Below are 18,426 nucleotides of genomic sequence, written 5' to 3'. Positions count from 1 at the left end.
GATCCTGTCACGCCGCATCGCAGCTAAGTTTTTTAGCGCTAACACAATCCGGTTTGCGGTTGTCTTCTGTGTGTCTTCTGTCAGGGTCGGGCCAAACGGAATGCAAAGGGATAAGGTGATGACCTTCTGGCATTGGACGATGATGGCGCTTCAGGTTCTGGCGCTGGTGTTTGTGGTTGTGATCGGGGTGATGGTCTTTGTTGCCTTCGCGCTTTACGTCCTCGACAAAAGGCAGACGCGGGATGCGATCCTGCGCAACTATCCGGTGATCGGGCATTTCCGGCACTGGTTCTCCAGCTTGGGCGAATTCTTCCGGCAGTATTTCTTTGCCATGGATCGCGAAGAAATGCCGTTCAACCGGGCACAGCGCGACTGGATTTACCGGGCTTCCGATGGCAAGGGCAACACGGTGGCCTTCGGGTCCACCCGCTCGCTCTCCATCCCCGGCACACCGATTTTCATGAACGCCGCCTTCCCGCCGCTCGACGATCAGTTCGCGGTGACCGAACCGATGGTGATCGGACAATATTGCCGGGTGCCGTATACCGCGAAGTCGATTTTCAACATTTCCGGCATGTCTTATGGCGCGATTTCCAAGCCTGCGGTTCTGGCGCTTTCCAAAGGGGCGAAGAAAGCGGGGATCTGGCTTAATACCGGGGAAGGCGGGCTGTCGCCCTTCCATCTCGAAGGCGGGGCGGACCTTGTCTATCAGATCGGCACGGCGAAATACGGCATCCGGGATGATGATGGCAATCTCGACGATGACAAGCTGCGCGCTATGGCGGCGCATGAGAAAGTGCGGATGTTCGAGATCAAGCTTTCCCAAGGCGCGAAGCCCGGGAAGGGCGGCATCCTGCCCGCCGCCAAGATCACGCCAGAGATCGCCGCCATTCGCGGTCTGCGTCCGGGCGAAGACGGGATTTCGCCGAACCGCCACCGCGAGGTGGACGATTTCGAGGATCTTCTCGACTTCATCAACCACATCCGCGACGTGACCGGCAAACCGGTCGGGTTCAAATTCGTGGTCGGCTCGTCGCGGCCTTGGGAAGAGTTCTTTGCCCTGATCAAAGAGCGAGGCGAGGAAAGCGCGCCGGATTTCATCACCATCGACGGTGGCGAGGGCGGGACGGGCGCGGCCCCGATGCCGCTCATCGATCTCGTGGGTATGCCGATCAAAGAAGCGCTCATTCGCATTGTCGATCTGCGCGACAAATATGGGCTGCATGACCGCATCCGCATCGTTGCGGCGGGCAAGCTGGTGAACCCGGCGGATGTTGCTTGGGCGATTTGTGCCGGGGCGGATTTCGTCTGTTCCGCGCGGGGCTTCATGTTCTCGCTCGGCTGTATTCAGGCGCTCAAATGCAACAAGAACACCTGCCCGACCGGCATCACCACCCATGACCCGCATCTGCAACGCGGTCTCGTGGTGCAGGACAAGTACAAAAAAGTCGCGGCCTATGCGCAGGCGACGATCCATGAGCTTGAGATGATCGCCCACTCGGTCGGCGTGCTGGAGCCGCGCCAGATGCGTCGGCGCCATGTGCGGATCGTGCAGGCGGACGGCACCTCCGTGCCGCTCGACCGGCTTGTGCCGAGCTATCACCATGACCAATACGCGGGTGAAAGTTACAAAAGGCCAACGCATCTGTGAGATAAGTTTGGTTTGAGCATGGTCCCGCCCGGTTTACCTTTGAGGAAATCAGATCGGGAGGGACCCATGACACGTCAATTCAATCTGCCATATTCCGAGGTCACGCCGGAGCGTGCCTATCTCAATCGTCGCGCTGTGATGGCGGGCATGGCGGGCGCGGGGGTGCTGGCCGCCACTGGCGTCCGGGCGCAAGATATGCCGGAGTTCGAGATCAAGGGTTTCGACACCACGGAGACGCCGAACACCTTCGAAGAGATCACCAACTACAACAATTTCTATGAATTCGGCACCGGCAAGGACGATCCGGCCCGCTATGCCGGAAGTCTGACCACCGATCCCTGGTCGGTGGAGATCGACGGCATGGTGGAGCGTCCGGGCTCTTATGGTCTGGGCGATATTCTTTCGAAGGTGGACATTGACGAGCGCATCTATCGGTTCCGCTGTGTCGAAGCCTGGTCGATGGTCATCCCGTGGAACGGCTTCGAGCTGAATCAGTTGCTCAATCTGGCGGGCGTTACGCCCTCCGCCAAATATGTCCGTTTCGAAACCCTCTATCGCCCTGAGGAAATGCCGGGGCAGCGGCGGCCGATTCTCGACTGGCCCTATGTCGAGGGGCTGCGGCTCGACGAGGCGATGCATCCGCTGACGATCATGGCGACCGGGCTTTACGGTCAGGAGTTGCCAAACCAGAACGGCGCGCCGCTGCGTCTGGTGGTGCCGTGGAAATACGGGTTCAAGTCGATCAAGTCGGTGGTCAAGATCACCCTGACCGGCGAGCAGCCCGTGAATACATGGAAGGCCGCGAACCATCGCGAGTATGGTTTCTATTCCAACGTGAACCCGGAGGTCAGCCACCCCCGCTGGTCGCAGGCCACCGAACGGCGCATTGGCGGCGGCGTTTTCGCCTCCCGCATGGCTACGGTGAAATTCAACGGCTACGAGGATCAGGTCGGCGCGCTCTACAAGGGCATGGACCTGAGCAAGGAATATTGATGGATCGCCTCAATCGCTTTGCCCGCCGCATCCCGACTTGGCCGCTTTATCTCGGCGCGCTGATCCCGCCTGCGTGGTATTTCTATGCCGGGGTGAGCGGGCAGCTTGGCGTCGATCCGGTCAAAGCGATGGAGCACAAGATCGGGCTTTTGGGGCTTCAAGTCCTGATCGCCTCGCTCTGTATCACGCCCTTGCGTCGCTATGCCGGGCTGAACCTTCTGAAGTTCCGCCGCGCGCTGGGTCTGATCGCCTTCTTCTACTTCGTTTTACATCTGTTGGTCTGGATCGCGCTCGATGTGCAGATCCCGTCCCAGATCATCGCGGACATCTACAAGCGGCCCTATATCACCATCGGCATGTTGGGCTTCGTTCTGATGATCCCTCTGGCCGCGACCTCCTATAATGCGGCGATCCGCAAACTCGGGCGTAATTGGCGGCGACTGCACTGGCTGGTCTATCCCGCGGTGATCCTTGGCGGGGTGCATTTCGTCATGCTGCGCAAAGGCTGGCAATTGGAGCCGATGCTTTACCTTGGCGGTATCGCAGTTCTCTTGCTGCTTCGCCTGCCTTCCGTAGCACGCAAACGGACACGCGTTGCGATTCCTCAGCAGTCACGCCTGTGACTCGCGTGAATCGCCTCCGAGTCACGAACGATTCCGGGGCGATTCACCGTCGATTTGTGTGGTTTTGCGGCATTGATACCAAATGTTGCGTTGGCCTGTGTGGATAAGGGGTTTTCGTTTCGCGGCGGGCGTCCTGATTGGGGTGGGTGATGCGGGGAAAACGCTGATTGCTAAAAAACTCAACGAAATAAAACATTTTAAATCAGTAGCTTGAATGAAAAATGCAGACATTCGTCATTTTTCTTTCAAAAAGCGCTTGCGGGTTCTGAGCACTCGCCTTAGAACCCCCTTCACCGGCGGCGCAGACAGCGCGGCACGGGGCGCCAGACGGACTGGCCGGGACGCTCGGAAGAGTGGCTTGGACGGGAAGCGAGGTAGAAAATTTGAGGCAGATCTGGGCGGGCGCGCCGTAAGTTAGGGCGCACTGGTCTGGTTTTTGTCTCTGGCTCTTTGAAATTGATAGATGAACGAAGAGATATGTGGGCGGTTTGGTCTTAACGACAAGAGCGTCTGTATATCGCACTCTTAGAACTCAGGTTCGATGATAGAGTGTCAGCTTCACTGTTTGTCGGCTTTCGGTATCTTTGATACCAAGCACGAGAAACAGTTTCCTGGAACCTTAGCCGGTTTCAGGAGTGATGTGCAGAGGTTCGACGTCAAGGTTAGCGCAGTAATGTGCTTTCAACTTGAGAGTTTGATCCTGGCTCAGAACGAACGCTGGCGGCAGGCCTAACACATGCAAGTCGAACGAAGCCTTCGGGCTTAGTGGCGGACGGGTTAGTAACGCGTGGGAACGTACCCTTTGCTACGGAATAGTCCCGGGAAACTGGGTTTAATACCGTATACGCCCTTCGGGGGAAAGATTTATCGGCAAGGGATCGGCCCGCGTTAGATTAGGTAGTTGGTGGGGTAATGGCCTACCAAGCCTACGATCTATAGCTGGTTTGAGAGGATGATCAGCAACACTGGGACTGAGACACGGCCCAGACTCCTACGGGAGGCAGCAGTGGGGAATCTTAGACAATGGGGGCAACCCTGATCTAGCCATGCCGCGTGAGTGATGAAGGCCTTAGGGTCGTAAAGCTCTTTCGCCTGTGAAGATAATGACGGTAGCAGGTAAAGAAACCCCGGCTAACTCCGTGCCAGCAGCCGCGGTAATACGGAGGGGGTTAGCGTTGTTCGGAATTACTGGGCGTAAAGCGCGCGTAGGCGGATATTTAAGTCAGAGGTGAAATCCCGGGGCTCAACCCCGGAACGGCCTTTGATACTGGATGTCTTGAGTTCGAGAGAGGTGAGTGGAATTCCGAGTGTAGAGGTGAAATTCGTAGATATTCGGAGGAACACCAGTGGCGAAGGCGGCTCACTGGCTCGATACTGACGCTGAGGTGCGAAAGTGTGGGGAGCAAACAGGATTAGATACCCTGGTAGTCCACACCGTAAACGATGAATGCCAGTCGTCGGCAAGTATACTTGTCGGTGACACACCTAACGGATTAAGCATTCCGCCTGGGGAGTACGGTCGCAAGATTAAAACTCAAAGGAATTGACGGGGGCCCGCACAAGCGGTGGAGCATGTGGTTTAATTCGAAGCAACGCGCAGAACCTTACCAACCCTTGACATCCTGATCGCGGATCGTAGAGATACTTTCCTTCAGTTCGGCTGGATCAGTGACAGGTGCTGCATGGCTGTCGTCAGCTCGTGTCGTGAGATGTTCGGTTAAGTCCGGCAACGAGCGCAACCCACATCCTTAGTTACCAGCGGTTTGGCCGGGGACTCTAGGGAAACTGCCCGTGATAAGCGGGAGGAAGGTGTGGATGACGTCAAGTCCTCATGGCCCTTACGGGTTGGGCTACACACGTGCTACAATGGCATCTACAGTGAGTTAATCTCCAAAAGATGTCTCAGTTCGGATTGGGGTCTGCAACTCGTCCCCATGAAGTCGGAATCGCTAGTAATCGCGTAACAGCATGACGCGGTGAATACGTTCCCGGGCCTTGTACACACCGCCCGTCACACCATGGGAGTTGGGTCTACCCGACGGCCGTGCGCTAACTCTTCGGAGGGGCAGCGGACCACGGTAGGCTCAGCGACTGGGGTGAAGTCGTAACAAGGTAGCCGTAGGGGAACCTGCGGCTGGATCACCTCCTTTCTAAGGATGTTTCTAGCAGATTGGCTTGCCATTCTCGTGAAACACTTAGCAGCTACATAGTAGCATAGATCAACAATAGTTGATCAAACTCGGCCAGGCCGTCCTCATATCTCTTCGTAAAGTATCACAGACCTACCGGTCTGGACTTGGGTCGGTAGCTCAGGTGGTTAGAGCGCACGCCTGATAAGCGTGAGGTCGGAGGTTCAAGTCCTCCTCGACCCACCACTAATTCGCTGAAACAGCGAGTATGGGGCCTTAGCTCAGCTGGGAGAGCATCTGCTTTGCAAGCAGAGGGTCATCGGTTCGATCCCGATAGGCTCCACCATTACCACTAAGATTACATCAGCAAGCACTGAGATCAGTGTTTGCTCGTCTAATCTTAGACGACAATTGACATCGTATAGAGAGATTAAATGCAACATCGTTGATCGCCCAAGTGAGGGGTGATCTCGGTCGCTTCCCGGAAGGGAAGGCGCATGACAGACCACATTCCCGGTCTTACTGCGTATCGCGGCTGAAAAGATGATGTTGCCCAAGTCAAGTAAACTAACCAAGTTGCAGTTCTGCGGAATTGCAGCGCGTTTCCGATCCCATACAAGATCGGAAGCGGGAAAGTATGCTTTTGGTCCTGAAAGTATAGCTTCGCGTCTTTACCAGCTCGCGTTGCTCGCAAACCAGTTTTGCTCTTTCTGGATCAAATCAAGCGCGAGAAGGGCGTTTGGTGGATGCCTTGGCAGTAAGAGGCGATGAAGGACGTGATACTCTGCGATAAGCTATGGGGAGCCGAGAATAGGCTTTGATCCATGGATTTCCGAATGGGGGAACCCACCTGACAGTTCGATATAATAGCTTAGGCTGCTTATATCTTGCTGAAACAGGTACTTTTAACCTGAACACATAGGGTTTTAAGAGCAAACCCGGGGAACTGAAACATCTAAGTACCCGGAGGAAAGGACATCAATAGAGACTTCCCTAGTAGCGGCGAGCGAACGGGAACCAGCCGAGCACGATGAGTGACTGGAACAGATTGGAAAGTCTGGCCATAGCGGGTGACAGCCCCGTACAGGAAGCTTTGAGTGACGTATTAAGTAGGGCGGAACACGTGAAATTCTGTCTGAAGATCGGGGGACCACCCCCGAAGGCTAAGTACTCCTTACTGACCGATAGCGAACCAGTACCGTGAGGGAAAGGTGAAAAGCACCCCGACGAGGGGAGTGAAACAGTTTCTGAAACCGGACGCCTACAAGCAGTCGGAGGGACCTCGAGTCCTGACGGCGTACCTTTTGTATAATGGGTCATCGACTTGGTCTTACGAGCAAGCTTAAGCCGTTAGGTGTAGGCGCAGCGAAAGCGAGTCTTAATAGGGCGAATGAGTTCGTGGGATCAGACCCGAAACCGAGTGATCTAGGCATGACCAGGATGAAGGTAAGGTAACACTTACTGGAGGTCCGAACCCACACCTGTTGAAAAAGGTCGGGATGAGTTGTGCCTAGGGGTGAAAGGCCAATCAAACTCGGAGATAGCTGGTTCTCTGCGAAATCTATTTAGGTAGAGCGTCATCCGAATACCCCGGGGGGTAGAGCACTGGATGGGTAATGGGGCCCCACAGGCTTACTGATCCTAACCAAACTCCGAATACCCGGGAGTACTAGATGGCAGACACACTGCGGGTGCTAACGCCCGTAGTGAAGAGGGAAACAACCCTGACCTCCGGCTAAGGCCCCTAATTCATGGCTAAGTGGGAAAGCAGGTGGGACGACCAAAACAACCAGGAGGTTGGCTTAGAAGCAGCCATCCTTTAAAGATAGCGTAACAGCTCACTGGTCTAGATAAGTTGTCCTGCGGCGAAGATGTAACGGGGCTCAAGCCATGAGCCGAAGCCGAGGATGCCGTAAGGCATGGTAGCAGAGCGTGGTGTGATATAGCTTCATGCCTCCTTAGTACTGATCTTCTTCGAAGACAGTTCATTGGAGGCTCGAAGCTTTCTGTGAAGCGGGCGCGTGAGCGATCCCGTGGAGAGATCACCAGTGAGAATGATGACATGAGTAGCGACAAACAGGGTGAGAGACCCTGTCGCCGAAAGTCCAAGGGTTCCTGCTTAAAGCTAATCTGAGCAGGGTAAGCCGACCCCTAAGGCGAGGCCGAAAGGCGTAGTCGATGGGAACCAGGTTAATATTCCTGGGCCAGAGAGAAGTGACGGATCGCAAAGGTCGTTCATCCTTATCGGATTGAATGGGCGGCTGAGCGGTCCCTGGAAATAGCCTCTCATTAGATCGTACCCTAAACCGACACAGGTGGACTGGTAGAGAATACCAAGGCGCTTGAGAGAACGATGTTGAAGGAACTCGGCAAAATACCTCCGTAAGTTCGCGAGAAGGAGGCCCAGTTTCTACGCAAGTATTGGCTGGGGGCACAAACCAGGGGGTGGCGACTGTTTACTAAAAACACAGGGCTCTGCGAAGTCGCAAGACGACGTATAGGGTCTGACGCCTGCCCGGTGCCTGAAGGTTAAAAGGAGGGGTGCAAGCTCTGAATTGAAGCCCAGGTAAACGGCGGCCGTAACTATAACGGTCCTAAGGTAGCGAAATTCCTTGTCGGGTAAGTTCCGACCTGCACGAATGGCGTAACGACTTCCCCGCTGTCTCCAACATCGACTCAGCGAAATTGAATTGCCTGTCAAGATGCAGGCTTCCCGCGGTTAGACGGAAAGACCCCGTGCACCTTTACTACAGCTTCACACTGGCATCAGGCACAACATGTGCAGGATAGGTGGTAGGCTTTGAAGCAGGGACGCCAGTCCCTGTGGAGCCTTCCTTGAGATACCACCCTTGTTCTGCTTGATGTCTAACCGCGACCCATTATCTGGGCCCGGGACCCTGTGTGGCGGGTAGTTTGACTGGGGCGGTCGCCTCCCAAAGAGTAACGGAGGCGCGCGAAGGTTGGCTCAGAGCGGTCGGAAATCGCTCGTTGAGTGCAATGGCAGAAGCCAGCCTGACTGCAAGACTGACAAGTCGAGCAGAGACGAAAGTCGGCCATAGTGATCCGGTGGTCCCGAGTGGAAGGGCCATCGCTCAACGGATAAAAGGTACGCCGGGGATAACAGGCTGATACTGCCCAAGAGTCCATATCGACGGCAGTGTTTGGCACCTCGATGTCGGCTCATCTCATCCTGGGGCTGGAGCAGGTCCCAAGGGTATGGCTGTTCGCCATTTAAAGAGGTACGTGAGCTGGGTTTAGAACGTCGTGAGACAGTTCGGTCCCTATCTGCCGTGGGTGTAGGATACTTGAGAGGAGTTGCCCCTAGTACGAGAGGACCGGGGTGAACGATCCACTGGTGGACCTGTTATCGTGCCAACGGTAGTGCAGGGTAGCTATGATCGGAAAGGATAACCGCTGAAGGCATCTAAGCGGGAAGCCCCCCTCAAAACAAGGTATCCCTGAGGGCCGTGGAAGACCACCACGTCGATAGGCTGGAGATGTAAGTGCAGCAATGCATTCAGTTGACCAGTACTAATTGCCCGATAGGCTTGATTTGATCCAGTAAAAGCAAAACTGCTCTTACTCGAACAAAAGCATACACATACAACTTACTTGACTTGGAAATAAGCTCCTTATTCGGTTTGGTGGTCACAGCGTCAGTGAAACACCCGATCCCTTCCCGAACTCGGCAGTTAAGCACGATTGCGCCAATGGTACTGCGTCTTAAGACGTGGGAGAGTAGGTCACCGCCAAACCTAATAAGAAGCTTATAAATCTCTCTAAACGATAAAAATTCCCCACACGAACAATCATTCGCCCGTGGGGCATATCAGCCTAATTCGTACACTGTGCGATAGGCTAGACATCGGGCTCAAGTAGCGCTCCGCGCGGTAGCCCAAAACAAAGTGTCGCGGGATGGAGCAGCCCGGTAGCTCGTCAGGCTCATAACCTGAAGGTCGTAGGTTCAAATCCTACTCCCGCAACCAATAAACACCATAAAATACAAATCCATAGCGCCCCAACGCGCGCTTTTTGCGTTGTAACACCGCGCTACACATTCCCCAAAGAGTACAAACCGTTCCGAACATCCCCGATTCCTCCCTACAACGTTAGCGTTGTCGAACTGGCGCCGCAGCTGCTCGGGCATTCGATTTCTGGAAAATAGTGAAAGGTTTAAGCATCTCCGGGGCTCTTAACAGGTTCTTAGCGCATTTCCCGGCTTCATGAGGAAGAAACGTACAAGGTGTGAACAGGAATAATCGTCAGGGGGGCTCAATCGAGCCTGCCTGAAGCTGTCAGCTCTGAGGCTGGGGCGGTTTCAAGCGTATAGGCAGTCAGAAACAACTGCGTTTCCCGTTCACCATTGATCCGTCGATCCAATAGGAGTGGAGCGGGAATGAATGAGATTGCGAAACAAATTGAGCCAAGCAAAGATGTCGGCGCTGTCCCCGATCACTTGCTGAACGTCCTCTTTCTGGACGATCAGGACGCAGATCGCATGCGTCTCATGCGAAATTGTGCAAAGTCCGGTTTGAAATTCAAGGCGTTGCAAGCCTCTGATCTGAAAGGGTTCCGAGAAATACTTGATGAACAGAGTGTGGATTTGGTGTTTCTCGACTACTATCTCGACATGGATACCGGTCTGGATGCGCTCAAGATTCTGACGCAGCATGAAGATCAGACCCATGCCATTCCGATCATGGTGACAAGTGTCGATCGTCACGACATCGCGGTCGAAGCGATGCGCAATGGCTGCGCTGACTACATCACCAAAGAAGAGCTAAGCCCTGATTCCTTGCGAAAGGCTGTCTCTTCGGCGTTCGAGCGCCACGTTTTGATCGCTGCGATCGGTCAGTCGCAGACGTCTCGCGCGGCGATCCGGATGTCGATGAAGCGTATCGCAAACACTTGCGGTCCGGAAATGCGGTCGGCGCTTGCGGGGACCCTGCGTTATGTGCGGGGACTGAGGAATACGCCCGACATGACCCAGCATCTCTCCGACAATCTGACGACGCTGGAACGATCATTCACAGACATTTACGGATTTCTCGACGAAATCGACTCTCTGCTCGAATACCGCTCTGCGGCCTCGGAGCGGGGACGGGTCCAGAACGGCTAGCAGGTGCCCGATTTGGAACGTACAGCTCACAGGTTCACTCGACTGCCGAGGATGACACCCCGTCTCAAACTGATCTCGCTGGTCGTCATTGTCACCTTGGTCTCGGTGGTGTCTCTGTCGGTGGTGCATTATGTCTCAACGCGTGCCCGGGAAGAGCAGATCGCGCTGACCCAACTCGATGCGATGGCGCAAATTTACGCCGAGAGCCTGAATGGTACGCTCAGCGATATGACTGAGGATGCCGCGCTTTTGGCCAAGATCCCGCCGGTTCTGGGCATCGTCCGCGCCAGTGCCGATGTCTCCGGCATCGACCCGGAGGATGGCTCTAGCCTGATGCAATGGCGGAACCGACTGGAGACGATCTTCTCGGGGCTCATGGTGACACGCCCACATTACTATCAGCTGCGCTTCATCGGGCGCGACGACAACTGGCGAGAAATCGTACGGGTGAACCGCACGTTAGAGGGAGAGCAGAGGATCGCGGTAGGCGATCTGCAACAAAAGGGGGCTGAACCCTATCTGGCTCCGGTGAAACTCCATAATGTGACGTTCCCCTATTTTTCAGAGGTTACCTTGAACAGGGAGCATGGAAAAGTGGAAGGGCCAGCCATGATCCGCATCGTTCATCCGGTCCAGAATGGCGTTGGTGATGTTTTCGGAGCGATTGTCATCAACGCCGATTTTGAAAGTCTGTTGCGACAAGCGGCTCCAAAAATCGTTGAGGGTATCCGGGCGACGGCGATCACGAGTGCGCTCGACTACATGAGCTTTGGCCCCGATGCTTCTCCCCCGGAACTGGTATTTCATTCCGATCCAGATTGGCAGTCGCGCAATTTTTTTAATCTTCTGACGCAACCGGACAAGCGCGGCCAGCCCCTGATTGTCGGTGATATGGCGGTCTATATCCATCAGGTCGAAGCCGCCTCCGTGAGCCAGCCCTTTGCCCTCTACCTGGTCACCGAGAAGAGCAAGAGCGATCTGTTCGCCGAGGTTCGCAGGCGCTTGGACAAGGACGTTTTGCTTTCGCTTCTCCTCATCGCGCTGTCCTTCTCTTTGGCGCTGGTGGTCGGCAATCACCTGACGCGCCCTCTGAGCAAGCTGCACCAACTTGTCACCTCACGGTCAGATGCTTCGCAACCGATCGAATTCTTTACCAGCCCGGATGCGGAAGTCGTCGAACTGGCTCAAGCTTTCAGCGCCATGTCGAACAATCTGTTGCGCGAAACTCTGCGTGTGCGGGCGATGTTTTCGGCGGTCGGCAATGCCGTAATCGTGATTGACAAGAGCGGAACGGTCGAAGAATTCAACACCGCCGCAGAAGAAATATTCGGGTATTCTCAAGATGAAATCGTCGGGCGGAATATCGGCCTTCTGATGCCACCGGATGTCGCTCAGGACCACCATATCCATATCGAAGAATTCGGAAAATCGAGCCGACAAATTGGCGTTGATCGCGAAATTATCGGGCTGTGTAAGGATGGTAGCTCGGTCCATCTGGAGATTTCGATCAGCGCGGTGAACTATCCCGACAGTCAGCATTTGATCGGCCTCGTACGCGATATCACCGCAAAAAAAGCCGCAGAAGCACAGGTCCGGGATCTGATCGAGGCTCTGGAACGTTCGAACGAGGAACTGGACCAATTCGCCTATGTGGCCTCACATGATTTGCGGGCCCCTCTGCGCGTCATAGACAATGCATCGCGGTGGCTGGAGGAGGATCTCGAAGATCATCTGACGGAAGATACGCGCGAAAGCATGGAGCTGTTGCGCAACCGCGTTCATCGCATGGAACATCTGCTCGATGATTTGCTCGAACATTCCCGGATCGGACGGGTTGCGTCGGAAACGGATTGGATACGTGGCGATTGGCTGATGGACGGCATTGCCGACCTTCTGGACCTGCCCAAGGGTTTCACACTGAACATCTCGCAGGCTTTTTCTGAAATCGAAGTGCTGCGGATGCCTTTGCAGACCGTGCTTTTGAACCTGATCGGCAATGCCATCAAACATCATGACCTCGCCATGGGGCGGATCGACGTCGATGTCTTCGACCTCGGCGATGCGTATGAGTTTCGCGTCACCGATGACGGGCCGGGCATCCCGGAGAAATATCACAAGAAAGTCTTCGAAATGTTCCAGACGCTCAAGCCAAGGGATCAGGTCGAAGCCAGCGGCATGGGGCTCGCGATGGTGCGCAAACATGTCGATGTGGTTGGCGGCCGTATCCACCTGATCTCCGAGGGCGAGCGGGGCACAACCTTTCAGGTGCTTTGGCCCAAAACGGCATACAATGCCCAAGAGAAGAGAAAATACGCCTCATGACCCCAGACAGGAAACCTCGAAATTCGGATGTGCCGTACATCCTCCTTGTCGAGGATGACGATGGAGATGCGAAAGCGATTACACGCGCCTTCGCCAAGGCCGAGTCTGTGCCGCAGATTGTTCGGGTGACGGATGGGGTCGAGGCGCTGGCGTTGTTGCGGAGCCAGAGCGATCTGCCTTCCAGGAGATGTATCATGTTGGTGGATATCAACATGCCAAGAATGAACGGTCTGGAATGTATCCGGGAACTCAGGCGAGACGGATTGCTCGACTCTGCCATCGTCTTCGTCATGTCGACCTCCGACGATGCGCGGGACAAAATCGCAGCCTACAAGGAAAACATCGCCGGATATATTTTGAAAGACCGGGCGGGCGGCAACCTGAGGCGCGTGGCTGACCTGCTCGTCCAATATTTATGCGTCGTCGAATTGCCAGAATTTCCAGCGTTAGAGTAGTTTCATGAAGCGTATCAATGTTCTTATCGTCGATGACGACGAAGGCGATCGGAAACTCATCAGGAGATTGCTTTCAAAAAGCAATTTCGATGCCACGGTTTACGAGGCCTGTTGTACCGAAGAAAGTTTCGCGCTCAATCTTCCGGAGATTGATGCGATATTTCTGGATTACCTTATGCCGGGCGAAACGGGGCTTGGGCATCTCAAGACATACAAAAGCAATTGGCCACGCGCTGCGATTTTCTTCATGACCGGACAGGGCGATGAGGATCTCGCCAAGACCTCGATCAAATTCGGAGCAACCGATTACATCACCAAACATGCGATCAATGAACGTGCCATCAGACGGATGATGCGCAACGGTCTCGCACAGGTCGAGGCGCAATGGCGCATAGATGAGCAGCGCCGCGACCTTGCGACTTTTTCCGAGGTGCTGGTCCATGATTTCAAGGCTCCGATCCGTGCCGCCGCCTATTTGGCGGAACAGATCGAAGAGGATATCACCTCGGGCGACATGGCGGCCGCGATCGATGCCCTGCGGCTCTTGCGAGTGTCCGCAAATCAAATGCAGGACATGATCCAGAGCCTTGCCGATCATGTTCGCCTTGATCGCGATGTGACCCTGTCCGAGGCCACCGCGTCCGATCTTTGCCAACGGGCGCTTTTGGCTCTGGCCCATGAGATCGCAGTCTCACGCGCCAGGGTGGAAACGGATTTCTCGCAGACCGACGCTCCCTTCCTGTGCCATCCTCCGCAGCTGGTGCAGGTTCTGCAAAATCTTGTGGCGAATGCGATCAAATACTGCGGCGACAAGGACCCGGATATTCGGATTTCCGCGCGCTTTGATGACGGAGGGAAATTGGCTTTCGAAGTGGTCGACAAGGGGATGGGCGTTCCGAAAGACCAACTCGACCGCATCTTCGAACCGTTCAAGCGTGGCCCGGGCACGCGCGAATTGAGTGGGACCGGGCTCGGACTTGCCACCTGCCGGAAAATTATTTCACGCCATGGCGGAGCGATCTGGTGCAATTCGGAGCAAGGACAAGGGGCAACATTCGGCTTTCTGATCCCCGCAGCGTCAACCGATCCGTGCACACGTGCAGAGACCTAAAGGCGCCTCGAAGTCTGATTTCGAGAGTTTCGATCCGGCTCGCAACGATTTCTTGCGATCCCCTCTCTTTAACGACCCCATCACCAGTCGCGGTGATGCGATTGTATGGCAGGATGTCGGTGTTGAATTTGAACAGGTGCAGCTTGGTAAAATTGCACTCTTTTTCGATCCCGCAACCAGTTCGAAAAAAACAAAATTCGCCCGGTCAGTCTAAAGGTGATCCTAGGGATCAATCGCTTAACGCCTGATACGTGTCAGGCTCATAACCGGGTGTGCCGGGGCTGCCGACGTAAACAGCCCCGCACATTCACGGTCCTCAGCGCAAGAACGCGCTCAGAAGATCGTTGAACCGGTCGGTTTTCTCGATCTGGGTCCAATGCCCGCAGTTGCGAAACAGATGCAGCTCCGAATTGGGCATGAGTTCGAAGAAGCGTCTCGAATTCTCTACGGGAATGACCTGGTCCTCTCTCCCGTGCACGATGAGCGCAGGTGCCTCGATCCGGGCGATGGCGTCCTCGGAGGAGGCCATCATGCGCACGCTCTCTTGCCTCGGGGCGGGGAACATGGCGGAGAACTTCTCCATCACGCCCTCGCGCAACGTTGCCCGGTGACGCATTTCCGCGAGATCGTCGTTCACGAAACGCGTGTCATGGGCGAAGACGCCCAAGAGCTTGCGCATATTCTCGAGGCTCGCCTCATAGCCCCAGACCAGATCGAGCCCCTCGGTGATCGGGAACTCGACGCCGACCGCGCCCATGAGCACGATCTTGTCGATCTGCTCCGGGTAACGGATGGCATAGGCGAGCGCCAGCGCGCCACCGAAGGAATTGCCGACGATGGAGAATTTCTCCAGCCCGAGGGCGGTAGTGAAACCCGATAGGTGGTCGACCCAGCCGTCGAGGCTGAAGTTCAGCCCCTCCGGAGCATCCGTATAGCCAAAACCCATCATGTCCGGCGCGAGACAGCGAAACCCGCGTTGCGCCAGCACCGGCATGTTGAGCCGCCAGTTGGCCCAGGCCGACACGCCCGGCCCGGAGCCATGGATGAAGAGCACCGGCGTAGTGCCCTCCGTCGCCTCCCCCATGTCGTGGTAATTGGTGGCGATGCCGTCCACTGTGATCGTCTGGCCGATTTCAGGATTTTCGGTCATGGTCCCTCACATCATATTCGGCAGGAACAGCGCAATCGACGGGAACAGAAGCAAGAGCCCGATCCGCACGATGTCGATGGCGATGAAGGGCAGGAGGCCTTTGTAGATCGTCGTCAGCCCGATGTTGCGTTCCACCGAATTGATGACGAAGACGTTCATCCCGATGGGTGGCGTAATCAGGCCCAACTCGATCGCCATGACCACCATGACCCCGAACCAGATCGGATCGAAGCCAAGGCTGGTGACCACCGGAAACAGGATCGGCACGGTCAGAACCACCATCGCCATCGAGTCGAGCACACAGCCGAGCGCGAGATACAGGATCAGGATCAGAACCATGATGCCCATCGGGCTTAGCGGCAGGGAGGTGAGATATTCGGCCACCTGCTGCGGCGCACGGGTGATGGCCAGGAAGTAGGAAAACAACAGCGCGCCGATGAAGACAAAGAAGATCGAGATCGAAATGCGCAGGCTGTCGACGAGACAATATTTGATGTCCGCCCAGCTCAGGCGACGGCGCAGAAGGCCGATGGCCAGCGCACCCACGGCCCCGAGGGAGGCGGCTTCGGTCGGCGTCACGACACCGGCGTAGATACCACCGACGACCAGCAGGAACAGAAGCGCAATGGCCCAGACATCGCGGAGCGATTTAAAGCGCTCGCCCCAGCCCTGCCGTTCGCCCACGGGCATGTCCTGCGGTCGAATATAGGAGATGAACGTCACGGTCAGCATGTAGAGCGCGACTGCCAGAATCCCCGGCACGAGACCGGCGATAAAGAGCTTGCCGATGTCCTGTTCGGTGATGATGCCGTAGACCGCGAGCACGATGGAGGGTGGAATGAGAATTCCGACCGTGCCGCCTGCGGCAATGACGCCGGAGGAGACAGAGTCGGAATACCCCACCCGGCGCATCTCCGGCAAAGCCACCTTGGTCAGCGTGGCTGCCGTGGCGATGGAGGAGCCGGAGATGGCGGCAAAGCCCGCACAGGACGCAATGGTCGCAAGTGCCAGCCCGCCGCGCCGATGTCCCAGCCAGGCACCGGCCGCGCGGAACAGTTCATGGCTCATTCCGGAACGGGTCGCAAAAGACCCCATCAGGATGAACATGGGGATCATCCCCAGATGATAGGTGGTCGCCGTCGACAGCGGCGACAAAGAGACGAGGCGCAGAGCCTGGGTCGGGCCAACGACGGCGGCAAAACCGCCAATCCCGACAAGGCTCATGGCGATCGCAATCGGCACGCGGACGGCCATCATCAAAAACAGGACGATGAAGCCCACGATCATAACCGTTTCCCGGTCCATTTTATCCTCTTAATTCTTAGTCTTCGGTCACGAGGGCCGTTTGGTCCTCATGCGCGTGCGGGGTCTCGTCCTTGAGGATGAGCCAAAGCCGCAAAGCCGTGGTCAGAGTCGCCAGACCCGCCCCGATCACCATCAGCCAATAGGCTGGCCAGATCTGGAACCGCAGGTCATAGGAATGCTCTCCGGTCGCAAAAACATCCTGCGCGTTTTTCGACATCATCACTGTCAGAACGGCGAAGGAGATGAGTACCAGCGAGGTGGAAAAGAAATCCATGATCCTACGCACGCCCTTGCTCAGCATTTCGTAGAGCAGGTCCACGGAAATATGAGTGCCGGTGTAATTCACCGTCGCCACGCCCCAGAAAATCGCCACACCAAGGGCGAGACGCCCGATGTCGTGGCTGTCCGGGATCGGCGCGGAAAACGCATAGCGCATCACGGCGGAGACGAAGGCCAGAAGCGTCACCAGCCCCATAAGGAACGCGGCGGCGGTTTCGACCCAGGTGGCGAAACGGCGGAGCCCGAAGGCCCCGCCAGAGGTGTCAGAATTTTGCGTCATGAGCTTCGAGCCGTTCCACGAATGCGTTGTAGATGGCATCGGCATCGAGACCTTTCGCGGTCACAGAGGCCTTCCAATCGTCCAGCAGGAAGCTCGAGGCGTCCTTCCACTGGGTCAACTCATCGTCCGTCAGTTCGAGCACATGGTGCTCCGGGCTTTCCTGGAACAGGCGTTTGCCTTCGTTGTCGAATTCGACCCAGCCCGCGGCGATTTTCGCGCCCCATTCCGGCGAGCAGTGATCGTCGATGACCTGTTGCTGGGTTTCCGAGAGGGACTCGTAGCGGTCCTTGTTCATCGCGATGATGAAGTTCGTGACATAGAGCGGCATGTCGAGGTGGTAATGGACCACGTCATCCATGCCGAAGATCGAGATCGAGCGCCACGGGAAGGTGATGCCGTCGGCTGCGCCACGTTCAAGTACTTCGCGCGCCTCCGAAGGGCCGACCTGCACCGAGGACCCGCCCATGCTCTGCACGAGCCGCCCGATGGTGCCGTTGGCCGGGCGAATGGTCTTGCCCTTCATGTCGGCGGGGGTGCGGATTTCCGAAGTGGAATGCAGCGTGCCCGGATCGTGCAGGTGCACGACACAGAATTTCACGTCGCCCATCTCCTGATCCTTGTACTCGGCATACCATTCGTTCATCGCCTCCGTACCGCCCAGGCCGGAGCTGATGAAAAACGGCAATTCACCAAGCGCCATGATCGGGAAACGACCCGGCGTATGGCCGGGGTTGGCCCAGACGAAATCCGCGATGCCGTATTTGGCGATGTCATATTCATCCTCGGCTTTGCCGAGCTGACCGGCGGGGAAAAAGCTGATGTCGAGCGTCCCGTTCGACGCTTCGCGAATGCTGTCTGCCCAGACCTGAAACCCTTGGGAATGGAGCGGGTGTTGCGTCGGCAGGTCATGCGAAAAGCTCATCTCGATGACCTTGTCTTCGGCATAGGCCGCGCCGATCATCAGCGCAGCACTCATCGCGCCCGCAAGCAGGTATTTCATGGTGTTATT

General features: G+C 56.2%; 11 protein-coding genes, 3 tRNA genes and 3 rRNA genes. 13 read left to right on the top strand and 4 right to left on the bottom strand.

What is annotated here, in order from left to right:
- Positions 1-118: 118 nt before the first annotated feature.
- The 13 genes from V1475_RS02725 to V1475_RS02665 all read left to right on the top strand — a co-directional run bounded on the left by V1475_RS02725 (position 119) and on the right by V1475_RS02665 (position 14,403).
- On the top strand, positions 119-1,651 hold the full coding sequence (locus V1475_RS02725; protein WP_479411523.1) for an FMN-binding glutamate synthase family protein: 1,533 nt from the start codon (positions 119-121) through the stop codon (positions 1,649-1,651).
- A 66-nt stretch (positions 1,652-1,717) separates the two neighbouring features.
- Positions 1,718-2,644 (top strand): protein-methionine-sulfoxide reductase catalytic subunit MsrP, encoded by a 927-nt coding sequence (msrP, locus tag V1475_RS02720; protein ID WP_479411522.1) that lies wholly within the window; start codon positions 1,718-1,720, stop codon positions 2,642-2,644.
- Positions 2,644-3,267, top strand: a complete 624-nt coding sequence (gene msrQ / locus V1475_RS02715; protein WP_479411521.1) for a protein-methionine-sulfoxide reductase heme-binding subunit MsrQ — start codon at positions 2,644-2,646, stop codon at positions 3,265-3,267. Before msrP ends, msrQ begins: the two co-directional genes overlap by 1 nt.
- 682 nt (positions 3,268-3,949) lie before the next feature.
- Positions 3,950-5,417, top strand: a 16S ribosomal RNA gene (locus V1475_RS02710).
- A gap of 148 nt (positions 5,418-5,565) precedes the next feature.
- A tRNA-Ile gene (locus V1475_RS02705) sits at positions 5,566-5,642 on the top strand.
- A gap of 24 nt (positions 5,643-5,666) precedes the next feature.
- Positions 5,667-5,742, top strand: a tRNA-Ala gene (locus tag V1475_RS02700).
- A gap of 372 nt (positions 5,743-6,114) precedes the next feature.
- Positions 6,115-8,952, top strand: a 23S ribosomal RNA gene (locus tag V1475_RS02695).
- A gap of 84 nt (positions 8,953-9,036) precedes the next feature.
- A 5S ribosomal RNA gene (gene rrf / locus V1475_RS02690) occupies positions 9,037-9,151 on the top strand.
- Together the 16S, 23S and 5S rRNA genes with 3 tRNA genes alongside form the textbook arrangement of a ribosomal RNA operon.
- Positions 9,152-9,305: 154 nt before the next feature.
- Positions 9,306-9,382, top strand: a tRNA-Met gene (locus tag V1475_RS02685).
- Positions 9,383-9,792: 410 nt separating this feature from the next.
- Positions 9,793-10,515 (top strand): response regulator, encoded by a 723-nt coding sequence (locus tag V1475_RS02680; protein ID WP_479411520.1) that lies wholly within the window; start codon positions 9,793-9,795, stop codon positions 10,513-10,515.
- 249 nt (positions 10,516-10,764) lie between these two features.
- Positions 10,765-12,837: a sensor histidine kinase gene (locus V1475_RS02675; RefSeq protein ID WP_479411519.1), complete on the top strand. Its 2,073-nt coding sequence runs from the start codon at positions 10,765-10,767 to the stop codon at positions 12,835-12,837.
- Positions 12,834-13,292 (top strand): response regulator, encoded by a 459-nt coding sequence (locus tag V1475_RS02670; protein WP_479411518.1) that lies wholly within the window; start codon positions 12,834-12,836, stop codon positions 13,290-13,292. The genes V1475_RS02675 and V1475_RS02670 overlap by 4 nt, the downstream gene beginning before the upstream one ends.
- Positions 13,293-13,296: 4 nt before the next feature.
- Positions 13,297-14,403 carry a sensor histidine kinase gene (locus V1475_RS02665; protein WP_479411517.1) on the top strand — a complete coding sequence of 369 codons (1,107 nt, stop codon included), beginning with the start codon at positions 13,297-13,299 and terminating at the stop codon, positions 14,401-14,403.
- A gap of 316 nt (positions 14,404-14,719) precedes the next feature.
- On the opposite strand, the gene V1475_RS02660 is transcribed toward V1475_RS02665, so the two are convergent.
- From V1475_RS02660 to V1475_RS02645, 4 genes are read right to left on the bottom strand one after another with little or no spacing between them, the layout of a single operon-like run.
- Positions 14,720-15,553: an alpha/beta fold hydrolase gene (locus tag V1475_RS02660; protein WP_479411516.1), complete on the bottom strand. Its 834-nt coding sequence runs from the start codon at positions 15,551-15,553 to the stop codon at positions 14,720-14,722.
- 6 nt (positions 15,554-15,559) lie between these two features.
- Positions 15,560-16,858: a TRAP transporter large permease gene (locus tag V1475_RS02655; RefSeq protein ID WP_479411515.1), complete on the bottom strand. Its 1,299-nt coding sequence runs from the start codon at positions 16,856-16,858 to the stop codon at positions 15,560-15,562.
- A gap of 16 nt (positions 16,859-16,874) precedes the next feature.
- Entirely contained in the window at positions 16,875-17,417 is a 543-nt protein-coding gene (locus tag V1475_RS02650) for a TRAP transporter small permease (protein ID WP_479411514.1), read from the bottom strand.
- Positions 17,401-18,417, bottom strand: coding sequence for a TRAP transporter substrate-binding protein (locus V1475_RS02645; RefSeq protein ID WP_434290028.1), 1,017 nt, complete (start codon positions 18,415-18,417; stop codon positions 17,401-17,403). The genes V1475_RS02650 and V1475_RS02645 overlap by 17 nt, the downstream gene beginning before the upstream one ends.
- Positions 18,418-18,426 lie beyond the last annotated feature (9 nt).

Source organism: Celeribacter sp. SCSIO 80838 (genome assembly GCF_056498065.1).
The sequence above is the reverse complement of the archived record's forward strand: the minus strand, read 5'-3'. Positions and strand labels throughout refer to the sequence as shown.

Coding starts and splice junctions, on each gene's coding strand:
- V1475_RS02725 (WP_479411523.1), top strand. CDS start 119: ATGACCTTCTGGCATTGGACGATGATGGCGCTTCAGGTTCTGGCGCTG.
- msrP (WP_479411522.1), top strand. CDS start 1,718: ATGACACGTCAATTCAATCTGCCATATTCCGAGGTCACGCCGGAGCGT.
- msrQ (WP_479411521.1), top strand. CDS start 2,644: ATGGATCGCCTCAATCGCTTTGCCCGCCGCATCCCGACTTGGCCGCTT.
- V1475_RS02680 (WP_479411520.1), top strand. CDS start 9,793: ATGAATGAGATTGCGAAACAAATTGAGCCAAGCAAAGATGTCGGCGCT.
- V1475_RS02670 (WP_479411518.1), top strand. CDS start 12,834: ATGACCCCAGACAGGAAACCTCGAAATTCGGATGTGCCGTACATCCTC.
- V1475_RS02665 (WP_479411517.1), top strand. CDS start 13,297: ATGAAGCGTATCAATGTTCTTATCGTCGATGACGACGAAGGCGATCGG.
- V1475_RS02660 (WP_479411516.1), bottom strand. CDS start 15,553: ATGACCGAAAATCCTGAAATCGGCCAGACGATCACAGTGGACGGCATC.
- V1475_RS02655 (WP_479411515.1), bottom strand. CDS start 16,858: ATGGACCGGGAAACGGTTATGATCGTGGGCTTCATCGTCCTGTTTTTG.
- V1475_RS02650 (WP_479411514.1), bottom strand. CDS start 17,417: ATGACGCAAAATTCTGACACCTCTGGCGGGGCCTTCGGGCTCCGCCGT.
- V1475_RS02645 (WP_434290028.1), bottom strand. CDS start 18,417: ATGAAATACCTGCTTGCGGGCGCGATGAGTGCTGCGCTGATGATCGGC.